Source organism: Nocardiopsis dassonvillei subsp. dassonvillei DSM 43111, assembly GCF_000092985.1.
Classification (GTDB): Bacteria; Actinomycetota; Actinomycetes; order Streptosporangiales; family Streptosporangiaceae; genus Nocardiopsis; species Nocardiopsis dassonvillei.
The window spans coordinates 4,267,424-4,288,524 of sequence record NC_014210.1 but is presented as its reverse complement, the minus strand read 5'-3'; the positions used below and the strand labels follow the sequence as shown (position 1 = coordinate 4,288,524).

Annotated in this window: 18 protein-coding genes; 11 read left to right on the top strand and 7 right to left on the bottom strand. The window is 74.7% G+C overall.

All coding sequences use genetic code 11. The annotated features are described in order from the left end of the window. Positions 1–223 precede the first annotated feature (223 nt). On the bottom strand, positions 224–745 hold the full coding sequence (locus NDAS_RS17705; RefSeq protein WP_013154583.1) for a MarR family winged helix-turn-helix transcriptional regulator: 522 nt from the start codon (positions 743–745) through the stop codon (positions 224–226). Positions 746–923: 178 nt separating this feature from the next. Here NDAS_RS17705 and NDAS_RS17700 point away from each other — a divergent pair, with 178 nt between their 5' ends. The 4 genes from NDAS_RS17700 (at position 924) to NDAS_RS17685 (ending at position 5,678) form a co-directional block, all read left to right on the top strand. Then, positions 924–2,066: a polyprenyl synthetase family protein gene (locus NDAS_RS17700; RefSeq protein WP_013154582.1), complete on the top strand. Its 1,143-nt coding sequence runs from the start codon at positions 924–926 to the stop codon at positions 2,064–2,066. Positions 2,067–2,182: 116 nt separating this feature from the next. Then, complete coding sequence (gene crtI, locus NDAS_RS17695) at positions 2,183–3,643, top strand: phytoene desaturase family protein (RefSeq protein ID WP_041553224.1); 1,461 nt, start codon at positions 2,183–2,185, stop codon at positions 3,641–3,643. Continuing rightward, positions 3,640–4,617 (top strand): phytoene/squalene synthase family protein, encoded by a 978-nt coding sequence (locus NDAS_RS17690; RefSeq protein WP_013154580.1) that lies wholly within the window; start codon positions 3,640–3,642, stop codon positions 4,615–4,617. The genes crtI and NDAS_RS17690 overlap by 4 nt, the downstream gene beginning before the upstream one ends. Positions 4,618–4,667: 50 nt before the next feature. After that, a complete protein-coding gene (locus tag NDAS_RS17685) occupies positions 4,668–5,678 on the top strand; it encodes a DUF5914 domain-containing protein (protein WP_013154579.1) in 1,011 nt (336 codons plus the stop codon). 22 nt (positions 5,679–5,700) lie between these two features. Here NDAS_RS17685 and NDAS_RS17680 read toward each other — a convergent pair whose 3' ends face one another. Next, on the bottom strand, positions 5,701–7,341 hold the full coding sequence (locus NDAS_RS17680; protein ID WP_013154578.1) for an FAD-dependent oxidoreductase: 1,641 nt from the start codon (positions 7,339–7,341) through the stop codon (positions 5,701–5,703). Continuing rightward, complete coding sequence (locus tag NDAS_RS17675) at positions 7,328–8,107, bottom strand: class I SAM-dependent methyltransferase (RefSeq protein WP_013154577.1); 780 nt, start codon at positions 8,105–8,107, stop codon at positions 7,328–7,330. The genes NDAS_RS17680 and NDAS_RS17675 overlap by 14 nt, the downstream gene beginning before the upstream one ends. A 59-nt stretch (positions 8,108–8,166) precedes the next feature. Here NDAS_RS17675 and NDAS_RS17670 point away from each other — a divergent pair, with 59 nt between their 5' ends. Then, on the top strand, positions 8,167–9,399 hold the full coding sequence (locus NDAS_RS17670; protein ID WP_013154576.1) for a lycopene cyclase family protein: 1,233 nt from the start codon (positions 8,167–8,169) through the stop codon (positions 9,397–9,399). Here NDAS_RS17670 and NDAS_RS17665 read toward each other — a convergent pair. Further along, positions 9,365–10,459 carry a MerR family transcriptional regulator gene (locus NDAS_RS17665; protein ID WP_041552840.1) on the bottom strand — a complete coding sequence of 365 codons (1,095 nt, stop codon included), beginning with the start codon at positions 10,457–10,459 and terminating at the stop codon, positions 9,365–9,367. The genes NDAS_RS17670 and NDAS_RS17665 overlap by 35 nt on opposite strands. Positions 10,460–10,550: 91 nt before the next feature. On the opposite strand from NDAS_RS17665, the gene NDAS_RS17660 reads away from it, so the two are divergent. The 3 genes from NDAS_RS17660 to NDAS_RS17650 all read left to right on the top strand — a co-directional run bounded on the left by NDAS_RS17660 (position 10,551) and on the right by NDAS_RS17650 (position 15,053). Then, complete coding sequence (locus NDAS_RS17660; protein WP_013154574.1) at positions 10,551–11,048, top strand: DUF4383 domain-containing protein; 498 nt, start codon at positions 10,551–10,553, stop codon at positions 11,046–11,048. Then, positions 11,045–12,541, top strand: coding sequence for an SDR family oxidoreductase (locus NDAS_RS17655; RefSeq protein WP_013154573.1), 1,497 nt, complete (start codon positions 11,045–11,047; stop codon positions 12,539–12,541). Before NDAS_RS17660 ends, NDAS_RS17655 begins: the two co-directional genes overlap by 4 nt. 328 nt (positions 12,542–12,869) lie before the next feature. Further along, positions 12,870–15,053, top strand: coding sequence for an MMPL family transporter (locus NDAS_RS17650; protein WP_013154572.1), 2,184 nt, complete (start codon positions 12,870–12,872; stop codon positions 15,051–15,053). Between the two features lie 81 nt (positions 15,054–15,134). Here NDAS_RS17650 and NDAS_RS17645 read toward each other — a convergent pair whose 3' ends face one another. Further along, entirely contained in the window at positions 15,135–15,923 is a 789-nt protein-coding gene (locus NDAS_RS17645; protein WP_013154571.1) for an aminotransferase class IV family protein, read from the bottom strand. A gap of 113 nt (positions 15,924–16,036) precedes the next feature. Continuing rightward, complete coding sequence (locus NDAS_RS17640) at positions 16,037–16,621, bottom strand: class I SAM-dependent methyltransferase (protein WP_019607955.1); 585 nt, start codon at positions 16,619–16,621, stop codon at positions 16,037–16,039. A 351-nt stretch (positions 16,622–16,972) separates the two neighbouring features. On the opposite strand from NDAS_RS17640, the gene NDAS_RS17635 reads away from it, so the two are divergent. Next, positions 16,973–17,563 carry a DUF4232 domain-containing protein gene (locus tag NDAS_RS17635; RefSeq protein ID WP_126624998.1) on the top strand — a complete coding sequence of 197 codons (591 nt, stop codon included), beginning with the start codon at positions 16,973–16,975 and terminating at the stop codon, positions 17,561–17,563. 64 nt (positions 17,564–17,627) lie between these two features. Here the strand turns inward: NDAS_RS17635 and NDAS_RS17630 are convergent, their stop codons facing one another. Continuing rightward, positions 17,628–18,338 (bottom strand): GntR family transcriptional regulator, encoded by a 711-nt coding sequence (locus tag NDAS_RS17630; protein WP_013154568.1) that lies wholly within the window; start codon positions 18,336–18,338, stop codon positions 17,628–17,630. Positions 18,339–18,940: 602 nt separating this feature from the next. Here NDAS_RS17630 and NDAS_RS17625 point away from each other — a divergent pair. After that, entirely contained in the window at positions 18,941–20,191 is a 1,251-nt protein-coding gene (locus NDAS_RS17625) for an NRAMP family divalent metal transporter (RefSeq protein ID WP_013154567.1), read from the top strand. 113 nt (positions 20,192–20,304) lie between these two features. Next, complete coding sequence (locus NDAS_RS17620) at positions 20,305–21,072, top strand: LamB/YcsF family protein (RefSeq protein ID WP_013154566.1); 768 nt, start codon at positions 20,305–20,307, stop codon at positions 21,070–21,072. Positions 21,073–21,101 lie beyond the last annotated feature (29 nt).

The window sequence follows — 21,101 nt, the reverse complement described above, 5'->3', positions numbered from 1 at the left end:
CATGTCCCGTGGGATGGTAGGTGCCAGAAGCCTTTTCGTGAAGCAACCGCACAATCGTGGAGTGTTGTCCTACGAGCGGCGAAATATCCCTTGCGGTGCCATGGGCCCTGACTGGACACATGACTGCATATGTCCGCACGTATCGGGGTAGGAGAAGTCACCCTCGCTCCCCTCGTCCCCTGCGGGTGCCATGCTCACGGCCGCGACCGCCGCCCCTTCGGCCTCACGGCTCCGTCTTCGCGGACAGCCGGTCCAGAGCCGTGCCGACCCGGTCCAGCCAGTCCGTGATCGTGGACAGCTCCTCCAGCGAGTAGTCCGCGTGCGCGGCCGTCATCGCCTCGCGCATCCCGGGCGCGGTGGCGGGGCCCACGCGCGCGGCGTCGTCGGTCAGCCGGACGGCGACCTTGCGCCGGTCCTCGGGGTGGCGGGTGCGCTCGGCCAGGCCGTGCGCCTCCAGCCGGTCGATCACCCCGGTCACCGAACCGGTGGACAGGCACAGGCTGTCGGCGATCTCGCCCGGTGTCATGGAACCGCCCACGCGCAGCAGCGTGTAGCACTGGAAGTCGGTCGGGTTCATTCCCGAGCGCTCCGCCATCCGGTGCAGCATGCGGATGAGCCGTACGGCGAGTCGCTGCCCGTCGGTCTGCAACGCGTCGTAGAGTTCGGCCCGCGACCTGACCTCGGGATCCGCGGCCGCGGACCCCTCGAAGTCGGGGGGAGAGGATGCGGCCGACGCGGTGTCCATGGTTCCTCTCTCGCACTCGTGGCCGGTGGCTCCGGCCGTTCCTGGAATTCTAAGCGCCACCGGGACACGCGAACCCTCTCCGGGAGGCGCACCCCTCCACCAGCGAAGGGTTTGACCCTCGCAGAGGGGGAAGTATTTCGGTTGCCAAGATTCATGGAAACCGAGTCGCATTGTTCGGATGCTACCCGGGGAGGACACCGTCAATCCCATCCTGAACACCCACAGGCACCCGCGCCCGCCGGACGCCGAAGACGCCGACGAGCGCTCCGCCCTGGAGGCGTCCCTCAAGGACTACCTGGAGCGCAGGCTCCGCGACTCGGAGGACCTCGACGGAGATTTCGGCCGGGACCTGGCCGGCACGACCGTCCGCTTCACCCTGGGCGGCGGCAAACGGATGCGGCCCCTGCTCGCCTGGTGGGGGTGGCTCGCGGGCGGAGGCGCCCCCTCGGGGGAGACGGCCCGCGCCGCCCGCCAGGCCTGCGCCGCGGTCGAACTCGTCCAGACCTGCGCGCTCGTCCACGACGACGTCATGGACGGCTCGCCGACCCGCCGGGGCCGCCCCTCGGTGCACGCCGCGCACGCCCTCGAACACGAGCGGGACGGCCACGTCGGCGACTCCCGCCGCTACGGGGAGGCGCTGGCGGTCCTCGTGGGCGACCTGGCCCTCGTCTGGGCCGACGACATGCTCAACGAGGCCCTGCCGGGCGTGCCCGAGCCCGTCCGGGCGCGGGCCGTGTGGCGGGACCTGCGCACCGAGATCATGGCCGGACAGTTCCTCGACGTGCGCGCCCAGGCGCGCCGGGAGCGCTCGGAGGAGGCCGCCCTGCGTGTGGACCTGCTCAAGACGGCCTCCTACAGCGTCGAACGCCCCCTGCACCTGGGCGCGGCGATGGCCGGGGCCGACCCGGCGGCGGTGGGGGCCCTGCGCGGCTACGGCCGGGACGTGGGCATCGCCTTCCAGCTCAGGGACGACCTGCTCGGCGTCTACGGGGACAGCTCCCGGACCGGCAAACCCGTGGGCGAGGACATCCGCGAGGGCAAGTGCACGCTGCTGCTCGTGATCGGCACCCGCCTGGCCCGCGAGCGCGGGGACGACGCCGCGCTGCGGCTGCTCGACCGGATCGGCCTGCCCGGCGAGGACGTGGACCCCGCGGAGGCGGCCGACGCGCTGGACCGCCTCGGCGCACGCGACCTGGTCGGAGCCAGGTGCCGTGAGCTCGCCGAACGGGGCCGGGCGCACCTGGAGGGGCTCGACGCGCCAGCCCACGTGCTGGAGGGGCTGGGCGGCCTGGCCTCCCGGATCGCGCGTGACCGTGTGTGACCGGCCAGGCGGGGAAGGTATCCGCAACACCGGAGAGGAGCACCACCGTGCCTGAGGAGATCCCCGAGCCGTCGGCTCCGCACCGGCCCGGACCCGGGTCGCGCGGACGCGGTCCCGTGGTCGTCGTGGGCGCCGGCCTGTCCGGTCTGGCCTGCGCCCTGCACCTGCTGGGCGCGGGGCGCGAGGTCGTCGTGGTCGAGCGCGAGGCGCATCCGGGCGGTCGCGCGGGGCGGCTCGACCTGGACGGCTTCCAGATCGACACCGGCCCCACGGTGCTCACCATGCCCGAACTCCTGGACGAGGCGCTGGGGGCGGTCGGCGAGACCGTGGCCGACCGGCTGGACCTGGTGCCCCTCAGCCCCGCCTACCGCGCCTCCTTCGCCGACGGCTCGGTGATCGACGTGCACACCGAGCGCGAGGCGATGGCCGCCGAGGTCGCCCGGGTGGCCGGGCAGCGCGAGGCCGACGGCTACCTGCGGCTGCGCGACTGGCTCACCCGGCTGTACCGGGTGGAGATGCGCTCGTTCATCGACGCCCGGTTCCGGTCCCCGCTGGACCTGGTCCGCCCCGACCTGTTCCGGCTGGCCGCGATGGGCGGCTTCGGCAGGCTGGCTCCGGCCGTGGGCCGCCACGTGCGCGACGAGCGGCTGCGCCGGATCTTCTCCTTCCAGTCGCTGTACGCGGGGGTGGCGCCGGAGAGCGCCCTGGCCGCCTACGCCGTCATCGCCTACATGGACACCGTCGCCGGGGTGTACTTCCCCAGGGGAGGGATGCGCGCCCTGGGCGACGCCCTCGCGGGCGCGGTCACCAAGGCCGGGGGAGCCGTCCGCTACGGCCAGGAGGTCGCGCGCCTGGAACGCGCGGGCGACCGCGTCAGCGCCGTCGTCACCGCGGACGGGGAGCGCCTGGCCTGCGACCAGGTGGTGCTCACCGCGGACCTGCCCGCCGCCCACCGGCTGCTCGGCCACACGCCCCGGCGCCCCGTGGCCGCGCGCTACTCGCCCTCGGCGGTCGTGCTGCACCTGGGCACCGACCGCACCTGGGAGCGGCTGGGCCACCACACCATCTCCTTCGGCGCCGCGTGGCAGCGCACGTTCACCGAGATCATCCGTGAGGGCCGCACCATGAGCGACCCCTCCCTGCTGGTCACCCAGCCCACCCTGACCGACCCGTCGCTGGCCCCGGAGGGACGCCACCTGCTGTACGTGCTCGCCCCCGCGCCCAACCTGGCGGCGGGCCGCATCGACTGGGACCGGGAGGGGCCGCGCTACCGGGACCGCCTGGTCGGGACCCTGGAGGAGCGCGGGCTGGAGGGGCTGGACGCCTCCGTGAGGGCCGAGCACCTGGTCACCCCGGCGGACTGGGCACGGCAGGGACTCGCGCACGGCACACCCTTCTCGCTGTCGCACACCTTCGCCCAGACGGGGCCGTTCCGCCCGCGCAACACCGTCCCCGGCACCTCCAACGCCGTCCTGGCCGGGTGCGGGACCACACCCGGGGTCGGCGTGCCGACCGTGCTGATCTCGGGAAAGCTCGCCGCGGCCGAGGTGGTCCGCAGAACCGGAGGGGTCGGATGAACGGGGGAGCCGCCGAACTCGACGCGGCCGGGATCACCGACGGGCCGCTGCGGGAGGCCTACCTCAGGTGCCGGGCCCTGCACGCCCACCACGGGCGCACCTACTACACGGCCACACGGGTGCTGCCGCCCGAGCACCGGCCCGGGGTGCACGCCCTGTACGGCTTCGCGCGGTGGGTGGACGACATCGTCGACGAGCCGTCGCCGGGCACCACGGTGGCGGACCAGACCGCCCGCCTGGACGTCATCGACGCCGACCTGGCCCGGGTCCTGGACGGGGAACCCGCCCGGGACCCCGAGGCGGCGCCGGTGCTGTCCGCCCTGGCGCACACGGTCCACCGGTACGCGCTGCCGCACGCCTACTTCACCGCGTTCATGGCCTCCATGCGCATGGACCTGACCGTGACCGGCTACCGCGACCTGGAGCACCTGCGCGAGTACATGCACGGCTCGGCCGCGGTGATCGGCCTCCAGGTGCTGCCGGTCCTGGGCACGGTGGCGCCGCGCGAGGAGGCGGCCCCGCACGCCGCCGCGCTGGGCGAGGCCTTCCAGCTGACCAACTTCCTGAGGGACGTGGCCGAGGACCTGCGGCGCGGCCGCGTCTACCTGCCGGAGGAGGCGCTGGCCGCGCACGGCGTGGACCGCGAGCTGCTGGAGCAGTGCGCGCGGGCCCGGGAACAGCACCCGCGCGTGAGGGAGGCCCTCGCCGACCTGGTGGAGGTCAACCAGGGCTTCTACCGGCGGGCCGAACCGGGCATCGCGATGCTCTCCCCCGTGGCGCGCCCGTGTGTCGCCACCGCCTTCCGGCTCTACCGCGCGATCCTGGACGAGGTGCGTGCGGCCGACTACGACGTGTGGAGCGTCCGGCACCGCGTCTCGGACACCCGTAAGGCGGCCGCCGCCGTACCCGCCCTCGCGCGGTCGCTGATCGCGCGCTCCCTGCGCGGCCGGGTGCCGCGCCCGCGGACAGGCTGAGGAGGCGCGGTCCGTCCCCGACCCCTCGACCGACGTACCTGGAGGACCCCGTGACACTGCCCGACCCGCGACCGCGGCGGCTTCCCCTGCGCCGCATGCCCGCCACCACGTGGAAGAAGCAGGAGCCGACCTGGCGGGAGGGCTCGCCCTCCGTCATCGGGTCGGCGCTCAAACGCGCGCTCGCCCGGCCCTCGGGGAACTGGTTCGTGCTGGCAGCGAGCAGCGAGGTCCGCACGGACCGGCCGTTCGGGCGCGTCGTGGCCGGGACCGAGCTGGTGGCCTGGCGCACCCCGGACGGGACCGCGCACGCGGGGCCGGGTGCCTGCCCGCACCTGGGCGCGCCGCTGTGCCGGGGCGCGGTGGACTCCGGGCGCCTGGTGTGCCGGTGGCACGGGTTGTCGCTGGACGGCGGCGGCTTCCCGGGGTGGGACCCCTACCCGGTGCACGACGACGGCGTCCTGGTGTGGGTGCGCCTGGACCGGGAGGGCGGTGAGGAGCCCCTGGACGAGCCGGTGGTCCCCGAGCGCCCCGCGCTGCCCGGGAGCCTGGTGGCGGTGGAGAGCCTGGCGGGGCGGTGCGAACCCGAGGACGTGGTGGCCAACCGGCTCGACCCCTGGCACGGTTCGTGGTTCCACCCCTACTCGTTTGTGGGGCTGAAGGTGACCGAGGTGCCCAAGGGAGCCGACCCCGATCCGGACCGCATGGTGGTGGACGTGGGGTTCCGGGTGGCGGGCCGGTGGGGCGTGCCGGTGCGCGCGGAGTTCCGCTGCCCGGACCCGCGCACGGTGGTCATGCGCATCATCGAGGGGGAGGGCTTGGGCAGCGTGGTGGAGACGCACGCCACCCCGCTGGGCGTGGACGACAAGGGCGTGCCGCGCACGGCGGTCATCGAGGCGACCGTGGCCAGCTCGGAGCGGATCGGCTTCCTGCTGGCCCGCAAGCTGGCGGGGCCGGTCGTGCGCCCCGTGATGCGGATGGCCGCCCGGCGCCTGTGGAAGGACGACCTGGACTACGCGGAGCGCCGGTACCTGCTCAGGAGCACCGGCCGCTGGCCCGGCTGACCCGTCGCAACGGCCAGGGCCGCTAGGACCTCCTCGACCACCGGGCGAGCGCCCGCAACGGCGCCGACCGCCCCCGCCGGGGCACGGTCCACACCGTGTGCCCCGGCCGCCCCCACCGCGACAGCAGGGCGTTGGCCGCGAGCAGGCCGCTGGTGGCGGCGCGTTCCATGAGGGCCACGGGCAGGTCGGTGCGCACGTGGTCACCCGCCACCGTCACGAACGGGTCGGGCGTGGTCACCCCGCACCGGTCCCGGTGGCTGCCGGGGGCGAACAGCGGACAGTCCGCGCGCAGCTCGTGCCGGGCGTCCACCGCGCGGGCCCGGCGCAGCTCCGGATAGACGGACCCGGCCTGTTCCCAGAGCCGGTGCCGCTCGTGATCGGGACCGCACCCCTCCTCCAGCGCGTAGGCGTGCAGTTCCACCACCGACCCGCCGGTGCGCCGGGTCCACTCGCGGGCCTCGTCCTCGTACCGTTCCAGCACGCTGATGTTGTCCAGGGTGGGGTAGCCCGCCGTGCCCAGGAAGGCGGGCCGGTGCGGGCGCACGGGCCGGTCCAGCCAGTAGCGCGACACCAGGAACGGGGGAGCCGTGCGGATCCGGGCCATCCGGTCGCGCCAGTCCGCTCCGCCCGGTTCCGGTGCGCCCAGTTCCGGCGAGGCCGCCACCAGGTCGCGGGTTCCGGCGGGGTCGGCGGCGAGCACCACGGCGTCCGCGCCCTCCTCGAAGACCTCGCCCCCGGCCGTGCGCCCGCGCAGCGTGAACCGGCTCCCCGTCTCCTCGCCCTCTCGCGCCCGGCCCACCTCCCCGACCCGCACACCGGTCCGCAGCCGGACCCCGCGCTTGGCCAGGTAGCGCTCCAGGGGGTCCCACAGCGCCTGCGGGAACGGCGAGCCGGGTACGTCGAACACCAGACCCTCGGACGAGCCGAGGAAGTACACGTGGAACATCAGCGCGAGTTCGGCGGCCGACAGCACGCCGGGGTCGGCGAAGAAGCTGCGGGTGAACACCTCGAAGGCCAGGTGCCGTGCCGTGGGCGGGAAGCGCACCGCGTCCAGCAGGTCGCGGGCGCTGAGGTGGTCGAGCCGCTCGTACACGCCGGGCACGTCCACGTCGAGCAGTTGCAGGGCCGCGGGCAGGTTGACCCGCGCCATGTCGCGCGCCGGGAAGCTCGGGCTGGTCGCCGCCAGGACGGCCGCGTTCCACGGCGGGGTCGCGGGCAGACCCGAGAAGCGGTCGCGCGGCCCGTCCCGGTGCACCAGCGGGTAGTCCGTGAGCGGCACCAGCGCGCCGAGCCCGGGGTCGCCGCGGCGCAGCAGGGCGCGCAGGTTGTAGTACTGCCGGAAGAACGCGTGGAACCCGCGGGTCATGGTCGCGGGCGAACCGTCGGAGAGCGTCGTGGACCAGCCGCGCAGCCGCCCCCCGAGTGAGGGTTCGCGCTCCAGCACCGTCACGTCCACGTCCCGCTCGGCCAGTGCGCAGGCCGCCGCCAGCCCGGCGATGCCGCCGCCGACCACGACGACGCGGGGCCTTCCGCCGGTCGCGGGGCCGGTCGGCGGGGCGGGCGGGACGGCCTCGGCCCGGGGGTCGCGGGCGCCGGGGGGACGGCCGGACCCGTCGGAGGCGGGGCGCGTCCCGGGGCGCCCTCCGCCGTCAGCGCTCGTCAACGCGGCCCCCCGGAGTGTGGACCGGGGCGCCGTTCGGGCGCCGTCCCACGAACGTGTGCGTGACCCCGTACTGCCAGCCCGGCAGCGGCGCGCTGGCCACCGACTCCAGGCCCGCGCGGCGCATCCGCTCCAGCAGCGCGTCTCGGCCGTCGAACTCCAGAACGCTGCGCCACAGGTAGCGGAACAGGTCCGTCCGGCCGGTCAGCGCCTTGCCCGCCGGAATCACCACCCCCCAGCACACCGCCGACCACACCGCCTGCGCCGACACCGAGTCGGCCACGGAGTACTCGTGCAGGACGACGCGTCCGCCGGGTTTGAGCAGCGCGCGCACGGACGCGAGCAGGGCGTCGGGGTCGGGGCAGTTGCGGATGAGGTAGGCGCCGAACACCGCGTCCACCGGACCCCCCACATGCCTCCGGGCCCACTCGGGGGTCAGGTCCTCGGCCCTGGCCCGGTGGAAGGAGACGGACTCCGGCCACCGCTTGGCGCGGGCCGCCTCCAGCATTCCGGGCGAGGCGTCCACGGCCGCGATCCGGGCCCGGGGCAGGGCGCGCAGCAGGGCGGCGGTGGAGGCGCCCGTGCCGCACCCCAGGTCGAGCAGGCGCAGCCCCGTGCCGTCCCAGGGCAGGCCCAGCCGCCTGGCGGAGACCCGCAGGTGCGCGTGGTAGCCGGGGTTGGCGGCCACGAGCCGGTCGTAGGCTCCGGCGGCGTGGTCGAACTCGTCGGTGACCGCGCCGTCCTTCATGGCGTGCGTCGTGGTGTCCACGTTCTCCTCCCGGGGGGTGTTCGCGTGCGGGCGGGGCCCTTCCCGTGCATGCTGGGGGCATGGCCGACTACGACGTGGCGATCATCGGCGGGGGAGCCGCTGGGCTCACCCTGACCCACCAGCTTCGCGGGGTCAATGACCGACGTGGCCGACCGCTGCGGGTCGCCCTGGTGGAACCGCCCCCCGGGCCGCACACCCCTCCGCCCCGCACCTGGTGCTTCTGGGAGCCCGACGGCGGGCCGTGGGACCACCTGCTGGCCGCCCGCTGGAGGGACCTGTCCGTGGTGGGGCCGGACGGGGCCGTCCACGACTCCCCGGCGGCGCCCTACGTGTACAAGATGCTGCGGTCGGCCGACGTGGACGCGCATGTGCGCGCTTCGGCCGGTGAACACGTGGACCAGCTTCCGGTGCTGGTCACCGAGGTCGTCGACGGCGTCGAGCACGCCGTGGTACGGGGCACCTGCCCCGGAGGCCCCGGGGGAGGGGAGCGGGAGCTGACCGCCTCATGGGTGTTCGACTCGCGTCCGCCCCGGCCCGCCCCGCGCGGGCGCACGCACCTGCTCCAGCACTTCCGCGGCTGGTTCGTGCGCACGCCCGACGACGCCTTCGACCCCGCCTCGGCCGTGCTCATGGACCTGCGCCCTCCCCAGCCGGCCAACGGCGTGGCCTTCGGCTACGTGCTGCCGCTGTCGCCGCGCGAGGCGCTGGTGGAGTACACCGAGTTCGGGCGCGAGGCGCTCACGACCCCCGAGTACGAGCGCGCGCTCGAGGACTACTGCGGCCTGCTCGGGCTGGGGGACGTGGAGGTGACCGCGGCCGAGCAGGGCGTCATCCCGATGACCGACGCGCGGTTCCGCCCCCGCGCGGGGCGGCGCGTGTTCCGGGTGGGGACGGCGGGCGGCGCCACCCGGCCCTCGACCGGGTACACGTTCAGCGGTGTGCGGCGCCAGACGGCCGCCGTGGCGCGGGCGCTGGCCCAGGGGCGGGCCCCGGTACCGCCGGTGCCCCACCGCCGCCGCCACCTGGCGATGGACGCGGTCATGCTGCGGGCCCTGGACACGGGGCGGGTGCGGGGAGCGGAGTTCTTCGCCGGGCTGTTCGCGGCCAACCGCCTCGGGGACGTGCTGGCCTTCCTGGACGGTGGCTCGCGCCTGCCCCGGGAACTGGCGATGGGCCTGAGCACACCGGTCGCGGCCATGTCGCTGACCAGCCTGGACCAGGCGTGGTACGCGCTGCGCGGGGTCGGTGCGAGGAGCCTCAGCCGGGGGCCAGGGCCCGCACGGCGTCGGTGAGCGAGCCCAGGTGCCCGGCGGCCAGCCCCGGCGCCGCGCCCAGCGACCGCCAGCCCGGCCCGGCCGTGTACACGGCCGTGGCCTGCGCCGACCCCGCCGCCGCGCGCACCGCCGCCCGCAGCGCCGCGACGTCGTCGGCGTCTCCGGCGTGGGACCACAGGACCACCGCGCGCGGACCCGTGCGGCGCACCGCCCGCACCGTCGCCACCACGGGCGTGCACGGCCCCAGCACCCGGCGCGGCACGCCCCGTTCGCGCAGCGCGGCGGCCAGCGCCTCCATCGGGAGACTGTGCATCTGGCCGGGGCCGCAGGCCAGGACCGTGGGGCGGCCCGCCGGGTCCGCGTCCCCGGGGGCGGCCACGCGGCGCAGCGCCGAGGACACGCACCACGACAGAAGGTGCTCCACCTCCACGTAGCGCCGGGTGTCCTCCCACTTGCGGCCCATCCCGTACAGCAGCGGCATCGCCAGGTCCTCCCAGGCCGCCACCACGCCGTACTCGTCCAGGGCCTCCTCCAGCAGGCGCTCCACGAGTTCGGCGTCCATGCGCATGGCGGCGCGGGCGATCCCCTGGAGGGTGGGCCCGGCCGGAACCAGCGGCAGGGTGTCCCCGCCGGGGCGCCAGCGGGGCCGCGCACCCCTCCCGGGAGCTTTCGCGCCCGGTTGGGCGCTGCCCGCGTCCTCCCCGCTGGCTCCCGAGCCCTTCCGGAAGTCCCGCGGACCCTCCTGCCCGGTCCCCGGTTCCTCCTCCTCGGCGCCTCCGCCCACCCGTGGCACCCCCGCGCCCCGCGGCCGGGGAACGCGCGGCGGGGCTGGATCGGGCGCCGGACCCCCGCGAGCCGGGACCAGCACGCACTCCGCCGCCGAGGCGGGCGACAGGCCCTCACCGACCAGGCGGCACAGCTCGCGCAGACGCGCCACGTCGGCGGGCGAGTAGCGGCGGTGCCCGCCCGGACTGCGCTCGCGCGGCCCCACGCCGTAGCGCCGGTCCCAGCTGCGCAGCGTGGAGGGCGAGACCCCGAGCAGACGCGCGGTCGCCCCCGGGGTCAGTGCGTCGGCCATGGCGCCCCAAGCGTTGCGAAAGCGGTGCGTCTTGTGTCGCGCACCACACGCGTAGAACTCTAGCTGGGAGAACACCGGAAGGGGCAGCACCATGGATCTGGACACCAGGCGTCCGGCCGACCGCCGTCTCAGCGTGGTCCACCGTGTCGGCGCCGGACTCACCGGACTCGTACTCATGGGCTTCGGCATCGCGGGGCTGGTGGTCAGGCTCCCGCTCTTCGACACCCAGGGGGAGGTCGTCGCGGGCCTGTCCACCAACGGCGCGCTGAGCTTCCTGTCCGTCGCGATCGGCTCACTGCTGCTGGGCGCCTCCGTCCTGGGCGGCTCGTTCGCCTCCACCGTCTGCACGGTGGTGGGGGTAGGCTTCGTGGCCAGCGGACTCGTGAACCTCTACCTGATGGGCGCGGGGCCCAACATCCTGGCCTTCTCCATGCCCAACGTCATCTTCAGCTTCGTCGTCGGGATCATGGTGATGACCTTCGGCATGTACGGCCGGGTCAGCGGCGGCCTGCCCGAGGACAACCCGTACCGCCGCAGGCGCGCGCGGCGGCGCGAGCGCCGCCACGGCGTGGCCGGTGCGACCGGATGAGGCCGTCCGTCCTGGTCACCGGGGCCACCGGCTACATCGGCGGACGTCTGGTGCCCGAGCTGCTCGCGGCCGGGTACCGCGTCCGCTGTCTGGCGCGCACCCCGGACAAGCTGCGCGACCAGCCCTGGCGCGACCGCGTGGAGGTGGTCCGGGGCGACGTGGTGAGCGGCGAGGGTCTGGCCGAGGCGTTCGCGGGTACCGACACCGCCTACTACCTGGTCCACTCGATGGCGGGCGGGCGCGACTTCGCGGGCACCGACGCCCGGGCCGCCCGCAACGTCGCCCGCGCGGCGCGGGAGGCGGGCACGACCCGCCTGGTCTACCTGGGCGGCCTCGCGCCGCACGGGGGCGGCCTGTCGGCGCACATGGCCTCGCGCGAGGAGGTCGGCCGGATCCTGCTGGAGTCCGGCGTGCCCACCGCCGTGCTGCGCGCCGCGGTGATCCTCGGCTCCGGCTCGGCCTCCTTCGAGATGCTGCGCCACCTCACCGAGCGCCTGCCGGTGATGACCACGCCCCGGTGGGTGCGCAGCCGCGTCCAGCCGATCGCGGTGCGCGACGTGCTGCGGCTGCTGGTGGGGTGCGCCGAACTCCCGGAGGGGACCAACCGGACCTTCGACATCGGCGGCCCGGAGGTGCTCTCCTACGCCCAGATGATCCAGCGCTTCGCCGGGGCGGCGGGGATCGCCCGGAGGCTGATCGTCCCCGTCCCCGTGCTCTCGCCGGGCCTGTCCAGCCTGTGGGTCGGCCTGGTCACGCCGGTACCGCCCGCGATCGCCCGGCCGCTGGTGGAGTCGCTGCGCCACGACGCGGTGGTCGGCGAGGACGACCTGTCCGAACTGCTGGACGACCACGAGCGGATCGGCTTCGACCGGGCCGTGGAGCTGGCCCTGCGCCGCGTCGACGAGTCGCGCGTGGACACCCGCTGGTCCTCGGCCGCCTGGCCGAGCGCCCCGTCCGACCCCCTGCCGAGCGACCCCGCCTGGGCGGGCGGCAGCCTCTACACCGACGTGCGCGCGCGGTACGTCGACGCCGGAACGGAGGCGGTGTGGAGGGTCGTCGAGGGGATCGGCGGCGAACACGGCTGGTACTCCTGGCCCCTGGCCTGGGCCGCGCGCGGCTGGATCGACCTGGCCGTGGGCGGGGTGGGCCTGCGCAGGGGGCGGCGCGACCCGGAGCGGCTGCGGGTGGGCGACTCCCTGGACTTCTGGCGGGTGGAGGAGGTCGTCCCCGGCCAGCTGCTGCGGCTGCGGGCGGAGATGCGCCTGCCCGGACCGGCCTGGCTCGAACTGGGCGTGGCGCGCGTGCGCGGACGCACGGTCTACCGCCAGCGCGCGCTCTTCCACCCGCGCGGTCTGCTGGGGCACCTGTACTGGAAGGCCGTCACCCCCTTCCACGGGTTCGTGTTCGGTGCCATGGCCAGCAACATCGTCGCGGCCGCGGAACGGGCGGCTTCGGAACGGACAGCACCGCGGGAGGCGCACGCGCGCCGCTGACGCCCGGCTCCCCGGCCCCGGTCCGCGCGGACCGGGGCCGACGGCGTTCGCGCCCGTACCGCCGCCGAGGGGGTGCCCTGTCCGCAGGTGCCCGCCTGGGAGCGCGTCACCGGGGGAGGGCTTCCCAGGGGTGCCCGACCAGAAGCGCGTCCGGATGGAAGCGCGCCCGGCCGCGCCACCGGAGAAACGGTGACGGGGGACACGTCGCCGCCGGACGGGGGCCGACGCATGGCGGGAGCGGACTGGGGTAGGGTCGTGCCCGAAAGTAACTTGAAAAGCGAGATGCTTTAATTTCGAGCAAGCTGTCGGTGTGAGAGGGATCCCGAACGTGGACAAGGACAACGGCAGACCACCTGCCGGGCGGTCGCGCTGGTGGATCGGAGCGGCCCTGCTGGTCGCCCTGGTGTGGTTGGCGGGCGCCGGGCCCCTGGGCATGTTCCTGGGCAGGCTCGGCGAGGTGCAGACCAACGACCCGGGCGCGTTCCTGCCGGTGGGCGCCGAGTCCACCGAGGTCAGTGAGATCGCCGAGGAGTTCGACCGCGAGGAGGCGGTCCCGGCCGTCGTCGTGTACTCGCGCGAGGACGCCGGGGACGGCGGGGGCGGGGCGCTCGGAGAGGGCGAACTCGCCGACGTCGCCGCGGTCGCCGAGCGCGTGGGTGAGGAGCCCTGGGTCTCCGGAGCCGTCGTCGGCCCCTTCCCCGGGACCGAGGACCCCTCCGTCGCCCAGTTCGTGGTGCCGCTCGACCCGGCCGCCGACACCGGCGACGCGGTCGAGGACCTGCGCGCGGTGCTGGCCGACGACCCCGTGTCGGGACTCCAGGTGCAGGTCACCGGCCCCGCCGGTTTCGCGGCCGACCTCGCCGCGGCCTTCGGCGGCATCGACTCCACGCTGCTGATCGTGGCCATCACCGCCGTGCTGATCATCCTCGTGGCCGTCTACCGCTCACCGCTGCTGCCGGTCCTGGTCATCCTCGCCTGCCTCCTCGCGCTCGGCCTGTCCGGCGCGCTGGTCTACCTGGCCGCCGACACCGGCCTGGTCAGCCTCAACGGGCAGAGCCAGGGCATCCTGTTCATCCTGGTCGTGGGCGCCTGCACCGACTACGCGCTGCTGCTCGTGGCCCGCTACCGCGAGGAACTGGCCGTCCGCGACCGCGTGCCCGAAGCCGTCATGGCCGCCGTGCGCGGCGTGACCGGGCCCGTCCTGGCCTCCGGCGGAACCGTCATCCTCGGCCTGCTCTGCCTGCTCGCCGCCGACCTGGCCTCCACCCGCAGCCTCGGTCCCGTGGTGGCCATCGGCGTCGTCGCGGCCCTGCTCTCGGCGATGACCTTCCTGCCCGCCGTGCTCGCCCTGTGCGGACGCGCCGCCTTCTGGCCCGTGGCGCCGCACAGCGGCGGCCGTACGGACGGAACCCTGGACGAGGTCGTGGCCAGCCACCGGTTCTGGGGCCGCCTGGCGACCACCGTCTCGCGCAGGCCGCGCCTGTACTGGATCGTCACCACCGCCGTCCTGGCCGCCGCGGCCGTGTTCGCGCCCCAGTTCGACGCCGGGGGCACCGGCCAGGCCGAGGTCTTCCGCACCGAGGTGGAGGCGGTCGAGGCCCAGGAGGCGCTCGACCGGGGCTTCGGCTCCGACGCCAGCGCGGCCCCCGCCCTGGTGGTCGCCGACGCCGACCACCTGGACGAGGTGGTCCGGGCCGCCGAACGCCTGCCCGTCGTGGACGCGGCCGCGCCGGTGACCGAGCCCGGTCCGCCCGGCGCCGACCTGCCGCCCCTGGTGGAGGACGGACGGGTGCTGGTCGAGGTGGTCCTCACCGTCGGCCCCGAGTCGGCCGAGGCGGTGGACGCGGTGCGCGACCTGCGCGCCGAACTGGACTCCGTCCAGGGCGCCGACGCCCTGGTCGGCGGGGTGAGCGCCACCGACCTGGACACCCTGGACACCGCCCAGCGCGACTTCGCGGTCGTGGTGCCGCTGGTGCTCGTGGTGGTCTTCCTCGTGCTCATCCCGCTGCTGCGCTCCCTGGTGGCGCCGCTGCTGCTGATGGCCGTGAACGTCCTGTCCTTCGCCGCGGCGCTGGGCGTGGGAACGCTGCTGTTCGACCACGTGCTCGGCCTGCCCGGCGCGGACCCGGTGGTGCCGCTGTTCGCGTTCGTGTTCCTGGTGGCGCTGGGGATCGACTACAGCATCTTCCTCATGTCCCGGGCGCGTGAGGAGACGCTGCTGCACGGGCACCGCGAGGGCGTGCTGCGCGCGCTCACCGTCACCGGCGGGGTGATCACCTCCGCCGGGGTGGTGCTGGCCGTGACCTTCGCGGCGCTGGCGGTGATCCCGCTGCTGTTCCTGCTCCAGCTGGCGTTCCTGGTGGCCTTCGGTGTACTGGTGGACGCGCTGCTCGTGCGGACCGTGCTGGTGCCCGCGCTGTCCCTGGACGTCGGGCCCCGTGTGTGGTGGCCCGGCCGCGCGGGCCGTGCCCCCGGGCGCGCGCAGGAGCACGAACCCGCCGATCGCGCCTAGCGCGGCGTCGGCCTCGTACTCCCCCCGGCCCCGGCCTCGTCGTGCGCGCGGCACGGCGGAGCGTGGGCGCTCCGGAGGTCCCTACAGGGGGTCTCCCGGCAGTTCCGCGTAGGCGGCGGCGAACTTGCGCACCAGCGCGGCCTGCGGCAGGTGGACGCCGTCGATGGCGGCCACCTGCCGCACGCCCGTGGTGGCGTTGGTGATGAACGCGCCCGCCGTGCGGGTGCTGGCCGCCGAGGCGATCGGCCGGGTGGTCACCGGGATGCCGAGGTTCTCGGCGGCCCGGCTGACCAGCGCCGTGGTCACCCCCGGCAGGCACGGGGCCTGCGGCCAGACCAGGCCCCCGCCGTCCAGGAAGCCGATGTTCCAGGTGGGGCCCTCCGAGACGCGGCCGTCCACGCCCATGAACAGCGCGTCGTCGTAGCCGTCCAACTGGGCGGCGCGGCGCTGGCGGATCGCTCCGAACAGGCCGGTGCTCTTGATCTGCGGGGTGTCGCGGGTGAAGCGGCGCGTGCCCAGGCGGACCGGGGGAGGGGAGGCGTCCGTCGGCGCGGGACGGGTGCTGACGAGGATCTGCGGGAGCTGGCGTGCGGAGGGGTGGCCCAGGTCCATGTGGGGGTCGAAGACGGTCACGCGGACCACCGATGGGGAGAGGTGGGCGCGCGCGGAGCGCCGCGCGAGTTCGCGGACCCGGGGGATGTCGAGCTCGACGCCGAAGAGGGTGCGGCAGTCGCGGCTCAGGCGGTCCATGTGCAGGTCGAGGCCGCGGACACGCAGGTCGGTGACGAGCATGGTGGTGAAGTGGCCGTAGCCGTACAGGGCCAGGCCCGCGAGTTCCCCGGTGCTGACGGGGCGTCCGTTCAGTTCCATGAGGTGTCCATCATGGCATTCGGGGATCCGCGCCATCGGGGTTTCCCCCACCGGAACCGGGGCGGCGGAAGCACCGCGCCGGTCGGGCCGGGGCCCGGTCGCCGGGGTCCGCGTCAGCCGGTCGTGCGGCGGAAGCGGTACCACCGCGGTGAGGTCCGGTTCATCGGCCACCCCAGGCCGCTGGTCCGCGCGTCCTCGGCCGTGAGGAGCTCCCACCCCGGGAACGCGGCCTCGATCTGCGCCTGTGCGACGCCCTCGACGAGCCGCCGGTACCGGGACGGGCCGAAGGCGAGCATCAGCAGGGTGGCCCCCGGAGCGGCCAGGGCCGTCACTCCCCGCCCCTCCGCGGCCCGCTGGTCGGTATCCAGGCCCTGGAAGCAGCCGATGTCGAGGAAGAGGTCGAAGGCGCCCAGGCCGGAGGATTCGAGGCCGGTCACGTCGCCGACGACGTAGGCGACCTCTGCCGGGCCCTTGCGGCGGGCGGCCTCGACGGCCTCCGGCACGATGTCGACGCCCACCGCCTCCCAGCCGCGCCGGGCCAGTTCGGGGGTGAACTGACCGCGTCCGCAGCCGATGTCCAGCGCCCGGCCGGGGCCGGTCGAACGCTCCCGCGTCTCGCGGTCGAGCAGGGCGCCGAGCTGCGCCGCCCCGCCCGCGGCGCCGTAGCGCTCCCAGGGGGTGAGGCCGAGGCGGTACATCCACGCGTATTTCGTCATGTCCTCAAGGTAGATCGGCCCTCCGGCGCGGGCCTTTCACCCCCCGGTGGAGGGCCGGCGAGGGGGTGTTCCCGCTGTTCGGGGGTGCGGTCCGTCCGGCTGCGGGGAAGGAGGGGGCGGACGCGTCGCACGTCCGGCGCGACCGCACCGGACCCGACACCGAACACCCGCGACGAAGGGCACGGGGACCACGGAACCGGACGTTCTGCGGTCCTCCGCGTTCGCCGAACTCGAAACCCGTGTGTCGGTTCCTCCCGTCCGGGTAGGGCGGGCCCCATGGTCGGACAACGAGGACGCGCGTACCCGGTCACCACGCTCGCGGCGGGAGCCGCCGTGACACTCGCTCTGGCGGGGTGCGGCGCGAGCGGCGGCGGAGCGGCCACCGAACCCACCAGCACCGCGCCACCCCGGGGCGACGGCTCCCCGAGCGCCCCGGCGGTCCCCACCTCCGCACCGGAGCCGGCGGCGACCGGGACGGCCGAGGACAGCGCGAGCGTCTGCGGCTCGGGCGACCTGGAAGTCGCTCTCGGGCGGGCCGAGGGAGCGGCCGGGACGGTCTACCGGCCCCTGGAGTTCACCAACACCGCAGACGCCCCGTGCGTGATCGGGGGCCACCCCGGAGTCTCCTACGTCACCGAGGAGGACGGCGACCAGGTCGGCGCCGCCGCCGCGCGCGAGGGCGGACCGGGTCCCGCCGTGACCCTCCGACCGGGAGACACCGCCTCGGCCACCGTGGGGTTCACCCGGGTCGCCGACTACGACGAGGACGAGTGCGACCCCACCGACACCCGGGGTCTGCGCGTCTACCCTCCCCGGAACACGGGGTCGGTCTTCGTCGCGGCGCAGGGCCGCGGCTGCGCCGATCCGGACGTGCCCGGCGACCAGCTCACGGTCACGTCCGTCCAGGCGGACGGCGCCTCCTGACCCGACCCGTCCCCGACCCCTGGCCTGTGCCGCCGCCCGATCCGTCCCGGCGCCCGCCCCGCGGTCAGTTCCGCTGCTGTTCCATGGCGGTGAACGCGGTGACCAGCTGGTTCTCGGAGGTCTCCAGGTAGGTCGTCAGCTCGTCCGCCGCCCCGGACGCGTCCCCGGAGGCCAGCAGGGTGTGGATCCTGCGGTTCCAGTCCAGGTACGGAGCGTGGAACTCCCGGGGCGCGTCCATCACGTGGAACACCAGCCGGGTCTCGGCCAGCACCTGGCTCATGAACTCGTTCACCCGCGCGCTCCCGGCCAGACCGGCCACGGCCTGGTGGAAACGCATGTTCGCCGTCCCCATCCGCCACCAGTCCTCGCGTCCGCGCGCGGCCTCGCCCTCGTCCACGGCCGCCCCGACCAGCCGGACCGCCTCCTCGTCCGGGTCCGCCGCGCCCCGCAGCGCGGGGAGCTCCAGGGAGCGGCGCGCCTTGAACAGGTCTCGGACGTCCTCGCTGGTCGGCAGGCCGACGAACACTCCCCGGTGCATCTGGTGCACCAGCAGCCGCTCGCGCACCAGCAGCCGGAACGCCTCGCGCAGGGTGTTGCGGGATACTCCGAGCTCCTCGCACAGCCGCTCCTCCGACAGGCGCTGTCCCGGCGGGTACACGCCGTCGATGAGGGACTCGCGGAGCAGCTCCGCGACCCGCTCGGCCTGCGTGGGCAGCGGGGGGAGGAGGCGCGTGCGGCCGCTGGTCCGGTCGGTGCGGGCGTCCGTGGCCGTCACAGGTGCTCCTTAAGGGGACTGGCGTCTGTTACTTCATTGTCACCGACGCGGAGCACTCCCGGGAGAGCGGGGAGCCCACAGAAGTCGGTTCATCGGACCGGTGGACCGTGGCGCGGTCCCCGAACGGGTTCCCACACGGGTTCCCCGCCGCACCGCCTCGCGTGCACGGCGCATCCGCTCCACCCCGCCACCGCGCGGCTCCACCGCCACTGACCGGCCCCCGCGCGGCTCGCGGGTGAGCCCTCCGCGCGTCCGGTGAGTTCCGGGCGGGGGCGCGCGTTCCTGTGCGGTTTCCGTGCGGTTTCCGCGGGGCTTCCGGGCGGCTGAGCCTTCCGCGCGGCTTCCGCGGGCCCTCGGGCGAGGACGCGCACGGTCCGGCGCGGCTTCGTCCACGGGCTCGCGGAAGCGCATTCCGGGGGTTCCTCCGATGACGCCCCTGGGCAGGGTGGGGCGAAGAGATACTTCTGCAACCCAGGTGACCTGGGTTTTTTGCATACCGGCTCTTTACCCGTCTCGTTGGATTGAAGTATCGTTCAACAATCCAACGATGGCGCGGTCGGTTATCGCGTCACCGACCCACATCGGACCCCTTGGAGTGACCCATGGGTGACACACCCCCCGCACCCACGAAGGTGCGCCCCCGTGTCGGGCGGATCGCGATCAGCAGCAGCCTGCTCGGTGCGATGTTCCTCATGGCCACCAGCGCCATCGGCCCCGGCTTCATCACCCAGACCACCACGTTCACCGCCGAGCTGGGCGCGACCTTCGCGGTCGCCATCCTCATCTCGATCCTGGTCGACATCGCGGTCCAGCTGAACATCTGGCGCGTCATCGGCGTCGCCAACACCCGCGCCCAGGACCTGGCCAACAAGGTCGTCCCCGGCGCGGGCTACCTGCTGGCCGCGCTCATCGTCTTCGGCGGCCTGATCTTCAACGTCGGCAACCTCGCGGGCACCGGCCTGGGCCTGAACGCCATGGTCGGGTTCGACACCCGGCTCGGCGCCGTCCTGTCCGCGGTGCTGGCCGTGGTCATCCTGGCCGTCAAGAGGCTGGGCGTGGCCCTGGACCGGATCCTGGTCGTGCTGGGCGTGGCCATGATCGCGCTGACCGTCTACGTGGCCTTCGTGTCCCAGCCCCCGGTCGGCGAGGCCCTGCGCCAGGCCGTCCTGCCCGAGCGGTTCGGCGCGGACGTCTTCCTGGCCACCGTCACCATCATCGGCGGCACCGTCGGCGGCTACATCACCTACGCGGGCGTGCACCGACTCGTCGAGGCGGGTCAGGGCGGGCGCGAGAACGTCCGTGCCATCACGCAGACCTCCGTGACCGGCATCATCGTCACCGGCGTCATGCGCGTGGTGCTGTTCCTGGCCATCCTCGGCGTCGTCGCGGGCGGCGCCGACATCCTGGCGTCCGCCAACCCCTCCGCCGAGGCCTTCCGCCAGGCCGCGGGCGAGGCCGGTGTGCGCCTGTTCGGCGTCATCCTGTGGGCCGCGGCGGTCAGCTCCGTCATCGGCGCCTCCTACACCTCGATCTCCTTCGTCACGACCTTCCACCCGTGGTTGGAGAAGCGCCGGGGCCTCCTGGTCACCGTCTTCATCGGTGTCTCGCTGGCGATCCTGCTGCTGTCCGGGCAGGCTCCGAACACGCTGCTGATCCTGGCCGGAGCCCTCAACGGCGTGATCCTGCCGGTGGGCCTCGGCATCCTGCTGTGGGTCGCGGCCCGCCGCTCCGGCGACCTGCTGGGCGGGTACCGCTACCCGCGCTGGCTGATCGTCATCGGCGTCGCCGCCTGGGCGCTCACCGTGTACATGGCCATCGGCTCCCTGGGCGGCATCGCCGACCTCTGGCAGTAACCCGCCGGGCGCGCCCTTCCACCCTCCCCCACCCCTACCCCGCCCGGACCGCCACCCGGGCGGGGTAGGGGAACCCCGCAAGGGGCAACACGAAAGAACGAGGAGCACCGACGTTGCGCATCGACCTCAACTCCGACCTCGGCGAGAGCTTCGGCCGCTGGGAACTCGGCGACGACAAGGCACTGCTGTCCATCGTGACCAGCGCCAACGTCGCCTGCGGCTTCCACGCCGGTGACCCGTCCGTGCTGCGGCGCACCACGCTCGACGCCGCCGCCGGGGGAGTGGCCGTCGGCGCGCACGTGGGCTACCGCGACCTCGCCGGGTTCGGCCGCCGCTTCCTCGACGTGCCGCCCGCCGAGCTGACCGACGAGGTGGTCTACCAGATGGGGGCGCTGTCGGCGTTCACCCGCCTGGCCGGGGACCGGATCCGCTACGTCAAACCGCACGGTGCCCTCTACAACACGATCGTGCACCACGAGAAGCAGGCCGCCGCGGTGGTCGCCGCGGTGCGCGAGTTCGACCCCGCCATGCCCGTGCTGGGCCTGCCCGGATCGCAGTTCCTGCGCCTGGCCGAGGAGGCCGGACTGCCCACGCACCGCGAGGCCTTCGCCGACCGCGCCTACACCCCGGAGGGCACGCTGGTCTCGCGCCGCGAGCCCGGCGCCGTCCTGCACGACCCGGCCGCCATCGCCGAGCGCTGCCTGCGCATCGCCCACGGCGAGCCGGTCGAGGCCGTGGACGGCACCCGGATCGTCATCGAGGCCGACTCCCTGTGCGTGCACGGCGACAGCCCCGGCGCGGTGGACATCGCCCGGGCCGTGGCCGACCGGCTGCGCGCCGAGGGCGTCACCCTCGCGCCGTTCACCGGGGAGGCCGCGTGACCCCTGCCGGGAGGAGGGGGCTCCCGACC

Coding starts and splice junctions, on each gene's coding strand:
- NDAS_RS17705 (WP_013154583.1), bottom strand. CDS start 745: ATGGACACCGCGTCGGCCGCATCCTCTCCCCCCGACTTCGAGGGGTCC.
- NDAS_RS17700 (WP_013154582.1), top strand. CDS start 924: ATGCTACCCGGGGAGGACACCGTCAATCCCATCCTGAACACCCACAGG.
- NDAS_RS17690 (WP_013154580.1), top strand. CDS start 3,640: ATGAACGGGGGAGCCGCCGAACTCGACGCGGCCGGGATCACCGACGGG.
- NDAS_RS17670 (WP_013154576.1), top strand. CDS start 8,167: ATGGCCGACTACGACGTGGCGATCATCGGCGGGGGAGCCGCTGGGCTC.
- NDAS_RS17665 (WP_041552840.1), bottom strand. CDS start 10,459: ATGGCCGACGCACTGACCCCGGGGGCGACCGCGCGTCTGCTCGGGGTC.
- NDAS_RS17660 (WP_013154574.1), top strand. CDS start 10,551: ATGGATCTGGACACCAGGCGTCCGGCCGACCGCCGTCTCAGCGTGGTC.
- NDAS_RS17655 (WP_013154573.1), top strand. CDS start 11,045: ATGAGGCCGTCCGTCCTGGTCACCGGGGCCACCGGCTACATCGGCGGA.
- NDAS_RS17645 (WP_013154571.1), bottom strand. CDS start 15,923: ATGGAACTGAACGGACGCCCCGTCAGCACCGGGGAACTCGCGGGCCTG.
- NDAS_RS17640 (WP_019607955.1), bottom strand. CDS start 16,621: ATGTACCGCCTCGGCCTCACCCCCTGGGAGCGCTACGGCGCCGCGGGC.
- NDAS_RS17625 (WP_013154567.1), top strand. CDS start 18,941: ATGGGTGACACACCCCCCGCACCCACGAAGGTGCGCCCCCGTGTCGGG.